The organism is Pseudomonas sp. Sample_10, assembly GCF_004321495.1.
In the GTDB taxonomy this organism is placed as follows: domain Bacteria; phylum Pseudomonadota; class Gammaproteobacteria; order Pseudomonadales; family Pseudomonadaceae; genus Aquipseudomonas.
Genome location: NZ_RCOE01000083.1, coordinates 1 through 7,201, shown reverse-complemented (window position 1 = coordinate 7,201; position 7,201 = coordinate 1). Strand labels below are relative to the sequence as shown.

Annotated in this window: 8 protein-coding genes; all 8 read right to left on the bottom strand. The window is 58.3% G+C overall.

Annotated elements, in window-relative coordinates:
* Positions 1–980, bottom strand: a 980-nt coding sequence (bamA, locus tag D8U18_RS07910; protein WP_131107409.1) for an outer membrane protein assembly factor BamA, incomplete at its 3' end; no start/stop codon positions are given.
* A gap of 74 nt (positions 981–1,054) precedes the next feature.
* Positions 1,055–2,407: a sigma E protease regulator RseP gene (rseP, locus tag D8U18_RS07905; RefSeq protein WP_056856244.1), complete on the bottom strand. Its 1,353-nt coding sequence runs from the start codon at positions 2,405–2,407 to the stop codon at positions 1,055–1,057.
* A gap of 53 nt (positions 2,408–2,460) precedes the next feature.
* Positions 2,461–3,651: a 1-deoxy-D-xylulose-5-phosphate reductoisomerase gene (gene ispC, locus D8U18_RS07900; protein ID WP_130906374.1), complete on the bottom strand. Its 1,191-nt coding sequence runs from the start codon at positions 3,649–3,651 to the stop codon at positions 2,461–2,463.
* A complete protein-coding gene (locus D8U18_RS07895; protein ID WP_056856246.1) occupies positions 3,648–4,454 on the bottom strand; it encodes a phosphatidate cytidylyltransferase in 807 nt (268 codons plus the stop codon). Before D8U18_RS07895 ends, ispC begins: the two co-directional genes overlap by 4 nt.
* Complete coding sequence (gene uppS / locus D8U18_RS07890) at positions 4,454–5,209, bottom strand: polyprenyl diphosphate synthase (protein ID WP_056856247.1); 756 nt, start codon at positions 5,207–5,209, stop codon at positions 4,454–4,456. The genes D8U18_RS07895 and uppS overlap by 1 nt, the downstream gene beginning before the upstream one ends.
* 13 nt (positions 5,210–5,222) lie before the next feature.
* Positions 5,223–5,780, bottom strand: a complete 558-nt coding sequence (gene frr / locus D8U18_RS07885) for a ribosome recycling factor (protein WP_008000041.1) — start codon at positions 5,778–5,780, stop codon at positions 5,223–5,225.
* Complete coding sequence (gene pyrH / locus D8U18_RS07880; protein ID WP_003198235.1) at positions 5,777–6,520, bottom strand: UMP kinase; 744 nt, start codon at positions 6,518–6,520, stop codon at positions 5,777–5,779. The genes frr and pyrH overlap by 4 nt, the downstream gene beginning before the upstream one ends.
* Positions 6,521–6,728: 208 nt before the next feature.
* Positions 6,729–7,201: translation elongation factor Ts (gene tsf, locus D8U18_RS07875; RefSeq protein WP_131107408.1), on the bottom strand; the 473-nt coding region annotated here is incomplete at its 5' end.

Sequence of the window (7,201 nt, the reverse complement as noted above, 5' to 3'; positions counted from 1 at the left end):
GGCTGAGGCACGCCGTTGACGTTGGCGAAGGTGTAACCCTCGTTACCCAGACGACGGGTGATCAGTTCGGAAGTGGTGGTCATCAGCTTGCGCGAGAACACCTGGCCTTTCTGCACCAGCAACAGGGACTTGACCTGGTCTTCAGGGACCTTCAGGTCGCCGCTCAGCTTGACGTCGCGAACGGTGTACTTCTCGCCTTCGTTGACGTTGACGGTGATATAGACGTGCTTCTTGTCCGGGGTGATGGACACCTGGGTCGAAGCGATATCCATGTTGATATAGCCACGGTCCAGGTAGTAGGAACGCAGGCGCTCCAGGTCACCGGAGAGTTTTTCACGGGCGTACTTGTCATCGTTCTTGAAGAACGACAGCCAGTTGGTGGTCTTGAGTTCGAACAGGTCGATCAGGTCTTCGTCAGGGAAGACGGTGTTGCCCACCACGTTGATGTGCTGGATCGCCGCAACGGTGCCTTCGTTGATGTTGACCTTCAGGCCGACGCGGTTACGCGGCTGCGGCACCACTTCGGTGTCGACGGTAGCGGAATAGCGGCCCTGAGCGACGTACTGGCGCTGCAGTTCATTACGCACGCCTTCGAGGGTGGCACGCTGGAAGATTTCGCCTTCGGCCAGACCGGACTGCTTCAAGCCCTTCATCAGGTCTTCAGTGGAGATCGCCTTGTTACCTTCGATCTCGATACTGGCAACCGACGGACGCTCGACTACCGTAATGACAAGGACGTTGCCATCGCGGCCCAGCTGGATATCTTGAAAGAACCCGGTTTTGAACAGCGCACGAGTGGATTCCACCAGGCGACGATCATCCGCCTGTTCACCGACGTTCAACGGCAAAGCACCAAAGACGCTACCCGCGGAGACCCGCTGGAGGCCATTGACGCGAATATCAGAGATAGTGAAGGACTCGGCGTGAACTTCGGCGATCATCAATACGGTGAGAACCGCAGTTAGCAGCAGACGTTTCATGAAGTCCTTTCTTATTCCAACTGGCAATAAACAAACTGCCGCAAAATGCGGCAGATTCGCAATTCAGCGAAGTGTTACAGACGACCCAGATCATTGACCAGAGCAAGCAACATCACTCCGACCACCAAACTGATACCGATCTGTATCCCCCAACCTTGCACCCGATCCGACAAGGGACGACCACGCGCCCACTCGATCAGATAAAACAACAAATGCCCCCCATCCAGCACAGGAATGGGCAGCAAATTCAGAACCCCCAGGCTAATACTCAGATAAGCAAGGAAATTCAGGAAATCAGCAACACCCGACTGGGCCGAAGCGCCCGCCACTTTAGCAATGGTTATCGGTCCACTCAAGTTTTTTACCGAGAGCTCACCGAACAACATTTTCTTCAGTGAATCGAGAGTCAGCAGGCTCATGGTCCAGGTGCGTTTGGCCCCTTCGCCAATTGCGGCCAGAGGCCCGTAACTAACCTCGCGGATCATTTCCGGCGGCCAGTCGACCGCTTTCACCCCAGCCCCAAGATAGCCACTGGGCGCCTTGCTCTCGCCGCGGGCAGCGAGCGTCACCGGGACGTCGATTTGAGCACCATCGCGCTCAACCCGCAGCATGATTTTGGTATCAGGACGCAAACGCACGGTGTCGACCACCTGTTGCCAGTCGTCCAGCGACTTGCCATCGAGCGCCAGCAAGCGGTCACCCATTTTCAGCCCGGCGGCCTGCGCCGGACCTTTCGGATCCAGTTCAGCCAGGACCGGCGGCAGTGCCGGACGCCACGGACGAATCCCCAGCGAACGGATCGGATCCGGTTCATCAGCACCCTTGAGCCATTTGTCCAAAGCCAGCTCACGAGGCGAATCCATCGAAGAGCCCTGATCGCGAACCAGCACTTGCAATGAACCGCTCTCCCCAAGGCGACGGACCAATTGCAAATTCACCGCCGCCCAACCGGATGTCGGTTCGCCGTCGATGGAAATGATCTCCTGGCCAGCAGTCAAGCCCGCCCTGGCGGCGATACTGCCGGACTCCACGGCGCCGATGACGGGGCGCACCTGCTCGCTGCCGAGCATGGCCAACACCCAGAAAAACACTAACGCCAACAGAAAGTTGGCAATAGGGCCGGCCGCCACGATTGCAATACGCTGGCGAACCGACTTGCGATTGAAGGATTGATCGACCTGATCAGCCGGAACCTCGCCTTCACGCTCATCGAGCATTTTTACGTAGCCACCCAGCGGGATGGCAGCCACCACGAACTCAGTGCCTTGCTTGTCGTGCCAGCGCAGGAGCGGCATGCCGAAGCCTACGGAGAAACGCAGCACTTTGACCCCGCAGCGACGCGCGACCCAGAAATGGCCGAACTCGTGGAAGGTAACCAGCACACCCAAAGCCACCAGGGTGCCGACAATCATATAGAGCGCGCTCATCTACTTTCTCCGCATTCCTATCCGGTGCCGCATGGGTCAACGCGTTGCAGCACTCACCGCCCGTGACGACTCAACCACTGTTCAGCCAGCAGACGCGCTTTCGCATCCGCCGTGAACACTGCCTCAAGATCATCGACTGCCACTACAGGCTCAAGATTCAAGGTTTCTTCGATGATACTCGCGATTTCCGGGTAACGAACCCGTCCGTCGAGAAACGCGGCCACAGCTACCTCATTCGCAGCATTGAGCATCGCCGGAGCACTGTTGCCCGCCTCTGCCGCCAGCCGCGCCAGACGCAGGCAAGGGAAGCGCTCTTCGTCCGGTGCCTGGAAATCCAGGCGCGCGATGGCAAACAAGTCCAGCGGCGGCACCCCTGAATCGATCCGCTCCGGCCAGGCCAGCGCGTTGGCGATCGGCGTGCGCATGTCCGGGTTACCCAATTGCGCCAAAACCGAACCATCGATGTAGTCGACCAGCGAATGAATCACGCTTTGCGGGTGAATCACCACCTCGACCTGGGATGGCTTGGCATCGAACAGCCAACAGGCCTCGATCAGCTCAAGCCCCTTGTTCATCATGCTGGCCGAATCGACCGAAATCTTGCGCCCCATCGACCAGTTAGGGTGGGCGCACGCTTGCTCAGGTGAAACATGCGCCAACTCAGCCATGGGCGTCTGTCGGAACGGACCACCGGAGGCCGTCAGTAAAATCCGACGTACACCGACCGAGCTCAGACCCCGTGCGAAATCCACTGGCATGCATTGGAATATCGCATTGTGCTCACTGTCGATCGGCAGCAATACCGAGCCACTTTTACGCACCGCCTGCATGAATAACGCACCGGACATGACCAGCGCTTCTTTGTTGGCGAGGAGGATCTTCTTGCCTGCCTCGACCGCTGCCAGCGTCGGGCGCAGCCCTGCCGCACCGACAATGGCCGCCATGACTGCATCCACTTCAGGATCGGCAGCCACCTGACACAAGCCTTCCTCCCCCACCAGCACCCGGGTCGACAGGCCTGCCGCACGCAAATCATCCTGCAAGCTGCGTGCAGCGCCAGCTTCCGGCACTACAGCAAATCGTGGCGTATGCCGCACGCACAATGCCAGCAATTCACTCAAACGAGTGAATCCGCTCAGGGCATAGGCTTGATAGCGCTCGGGATGGCGAGCGATGACGTCGAGGGTGCTCAAACCGATCGAGCCGGTCGCCCCCAGAACCGTAATCTGCTGGGGACGGCTCATGGTGCCGCCATCCACAACAGCACGGCGAATACGGGAATGGCTGCCGTCAGGCTGTCAATCCGGTCCAGCACGCCGCCATGCCCCGGCAGCAGATTGCTGCTGTCCTTGATCCCGGATTGGCGCTTGAACATGCTTTCGGTCAGATCGCCCACAACCGAAATAAACACAATCACAGCAGCGCAGATCAGGCCCTTGAACAGTTCAGCTACGGTCCAGTCACGCACAAAGCCGACAATCACGGTGATGACCAGACTCAAGGCCAGGCCGCCATAGACACCTTCCCAACTCTTGCCAGGACTGACCTGCGGTGCCAGCTTGCGCTTGCCGAAAGCCCGGCCGGAAAAGTAGGCGCCGATATCAGCCCCCCAGACCAGCACCATCACCGCCATGATCAGCCAGTTGCCCAAAGGCTGCTGCTTGATCTGAACCAGGCCTTGCCAGGCCGGCAGCAGGATCAGCAGGCCGATCACCAGCTTGCAGGCCGCGCTGGCCCAATGCTCGCTGGAGCGCGGGTACGTCAGCACCAGATAGGTTGCAACGCCCCACCACAGTACCGAAGCCCCCAGCACCCAAGGCGCAAGCCCGGGCAGGATGTACATGATAAACAGCATCAACGCGACGACAGCGGCATAGGCAACGCGTGCAGGCTGGGCAGTGAAGCCCGCCAGACGCGCCCACTCCCAGGCACCGAGGGTCACGACCAGCCCGATGAACAGCGCAAAACCGGAGCCTTCGAGCAGGAAAAAACCGCCCAAGGCAATCGGCAGCAGGATCAGCGCGGTGATGATTCGTTGTTTAAGCATTAAACCCGGGCTCCAGCCTCGACCTGCTCGCTCGTTTTACCGAAGCGACGCTGGCGGGATGCGAAATCGGCCAGTGCATTACGCATGGCATCGTGTTTGAAGTCCGGCCAGAACAGGTCGGAGAAATACAACTCGGCGTAAGCCAGCTGCCACAGCAGGAAGTTGCTGATGCGATGCTCGCCACCGGTACGGATGCACAAGTCCGGCAACGGCAGGTCGCCGGTCGCCAGACAGGTTTGCAGCAAATCCGGGGTGATGTCTTCCGGACGCAGGTGCCCGGCCTGGACTTCACGCGCCAGACGCTGGGCGGCCTGCGCGATATCCCACTGACCACCGTAGTTGGCCGCGATCTGCAGGACGAAACGGTTGGCGCCCGCGGTCATGGTTTCGGCTTCACGCATGGCAGCCTGAAGCTCCGGATGAAAGCGCGAACGATCACCGATGATACGCAGGCTGATGTTGTTGTCGTTGAGGCGCTTGGCCTCACGACGCAATGCCTTGAAGAACAAATCCATCAAGGCACTGACCTCATCGGCCGGGCGCTGCCAGTTCTCACTGGAGAACGCAAACAGGGTCAAGACCTCGACCCCCGACTCCGCACATACCTCGATGACCGCACGAACCGCATCGACACCCGCTTTATGCCCGGCGACACCCGGCATAAAGCGTTTTTTCGCCCAGCGATTATTACCATCCATGATGATCGCGACATGGCGCGGCACCGCGGTGGGCGCAATCTGCTTGGTCTTTTCCATGAAAACTCGACCCTTATACGGCCATCAGGTCTTTTTCTTTCTGCGCCAGATCCGCGTCGATTTTAGCCACGAACTTCTTGGTCAGATCATCGATTTCGCCAGTGGCGCGACGTTCTTCGTCTTCGCTGATCTCTTTTTCCTTGACCAGGTCCTTGAGCTGGCTGTTCGCATCACGACGGATGTTGCGCACGGCAACACGGGCGTCTTCTGCAACATCGCGAGCCTGCTTGGTGAAGCCCTTGCGGGTTTCTTCAGTCAGGGCCGGCATGGAGATCAGCAGCAACTCACCCAGGTTGGTCGGGTTGAGGTTCAGGCCGGCGCTACCGATTGCCTTGTCGACAGCACCCAGCATGTTGCGCTCGAAGGCAACGACTTGCAGGGTGCGCGCATCTTTGACGGTGATGTTGGCGACTTGCTTGATCGGCGTGTCGGAGCCGTAGTAAGGCACCATCACACCTTCCAGAATGCTTGGGTGCGCCTGGCCGGTACGGATACGGCCGAAGTTGTGCGCCAGCGATTCCACGGATTTCTGCATGCGCTCTTGAGCGTCTTTCTTGATTTCGTTGATCATTGTTGAACTTCCTCGATCAGGGTTCCTTCAGCGCCACCATGTACGATATTAAGCAGGGCGCCGGGTTTGTTCATGTTAAATACGCGCAGCGGCATCTTGTGATCGCGGCACAGGCAGATGGCCGTCAGATCCATCACACCCAGCTTGCGATCCAGCACTTCATCGTAGGTCAGATGATCGAACTTCTCGGCGTGCGGGTCTTTGAATGGATCTGCGGTGTACACACCATCGACCTTGGTTGCCTTGAGTACGACATCAGCGTCGATTTCGATTGCGCGCAGGCAGGCAGCCGAATCCGTAGTAAAGAACGGGTTACCAGTACCGGCCGCGAAAATCACGACTTCCTTGGAGTTCAGGTGACGCATGGCTTTGCGGCGATCGTAGTGATCGGTCACACCTACCATGGAAATGGCCGACATCACGATGGCGGAGATATTGGCACGTTCAAGCGCATCGCGCATGGCCAGAGCGTTCATCACAGTGGCCAGCATGCCCATGTGGTCGCCCGTTACCCGATCCATGCCGGCCGCGCTCAGCGCCGCACCGCGGAACAGGTTGCCACCGCCGATCACCAGACCGACCTGCACACCGATGCCGACCAGTTGGCCGACTTCCAGCGCCATGCGATCCAGGACTTTCGGATCGATCCCGAACTCTTCCGAGCCCATCAGGGCCTCGCCGCTAAGCTTGAGTAGAATGCGTTTATAGCGAGCCTGATAACCACTGCCCTGCTGAGCCATTGCGAATCTCTCCTGCGGCGTATTTTAAAATTCTTTGCGAGCTGTTTACAGCTGGCGTTCACTCTAGCTTGGCGCTGCTTCAGCGCCATCGGAACATGGCTTTGTAAGCCAGTTCCAAAGGGAAACCAATAAAAATTGGCAGCCCATCTGAAAAGAGGCTGCGCGCGTGAGCGGGCAGCCTCTTCAGGGCGACAGTTAAAAAACTGTCTTATTGCTTGGCGGCAGCCAGCTGGGCAGCAACTTCTTCAGCGAAGTTGTCGACCGGCTTCTCGATGCCTTCGCCTACTTTGAAGTAGGTGAAGGAAACGATTTCAGCACCGGCTTTCTTGGCCAGCTCGCCAACCTTGATTTCAGGGTTCTTGACGAACGCCTGCTCAACCAGGCTTGCTTCGGCCAGGAACTTGCTGATACGGCCTTTGACCATGTTCTCAACAATGTTTTCTGGCTTGCCTTTGATTTTTTCTTCGTTCAGCTGCAGGAACACAGCCTTTTCACGCTCGATGGCTTCGGCGGAAACTTCCGAAGGCAGCAGGAACTCAGGGTTGCTGGCTGCTACGTGCATAGCGATGTCTTTGGCCAGGTCAACGTCGCCGCCTTTGAGTACAACGACAACACCGATCTTGTTACCGTGCAGGTAACCACCAACAACATCACCTTCAACGCGAACCAGGCGACGGATGT

What these genes read in the sequence shown, in the direction of transcription:
- rseP (WP_056856244.1), bottom strand. Translation starts at nt 2,407, where the DNA reads ATGAGCGCGCTCTATATGATTGTCGGCACCCTGGTGGCTTTGGGTGTG.
- ispC (WP_130906374.1), bottom strand. Translation starts at nt 3,651, where the DNA reads ATGAGCCGTCCCCAGCAGATTACGGTTCTGGGGGCGACCGGCTCGATC.
- D8U18_RS07895 (WP_056856246.1), bottom strand. Translation starts at nt 4,454, where the DNA reads ATGCTTAAACAACGAATCATCACCGCGCTGATCCTGCTGCCGATTGCC.
- uppS (WP_056856247.1), bottom strand. Translation starts at nt 5,209, where the DNA reads ATGGAAAAGACCAAGCAGATTGCGCCCACCGCGGTGCCGCGCCATGTC.
- frr (WP_008000041.1), bottom strand. Translation starts at nt 5,780, where the DNA reads ATGATCAACGAAATCAAGAAAGACGCTCAAGAGCGCATGCAGAAATCC.
- pyrH (WP_003198235.1), bottom strand. Translation starts at nt 6,520, where the DNA reads ATGGCTCAGCAGGGCAGTGGTTATCAGGCTCGCTATAAACGCATTCTA.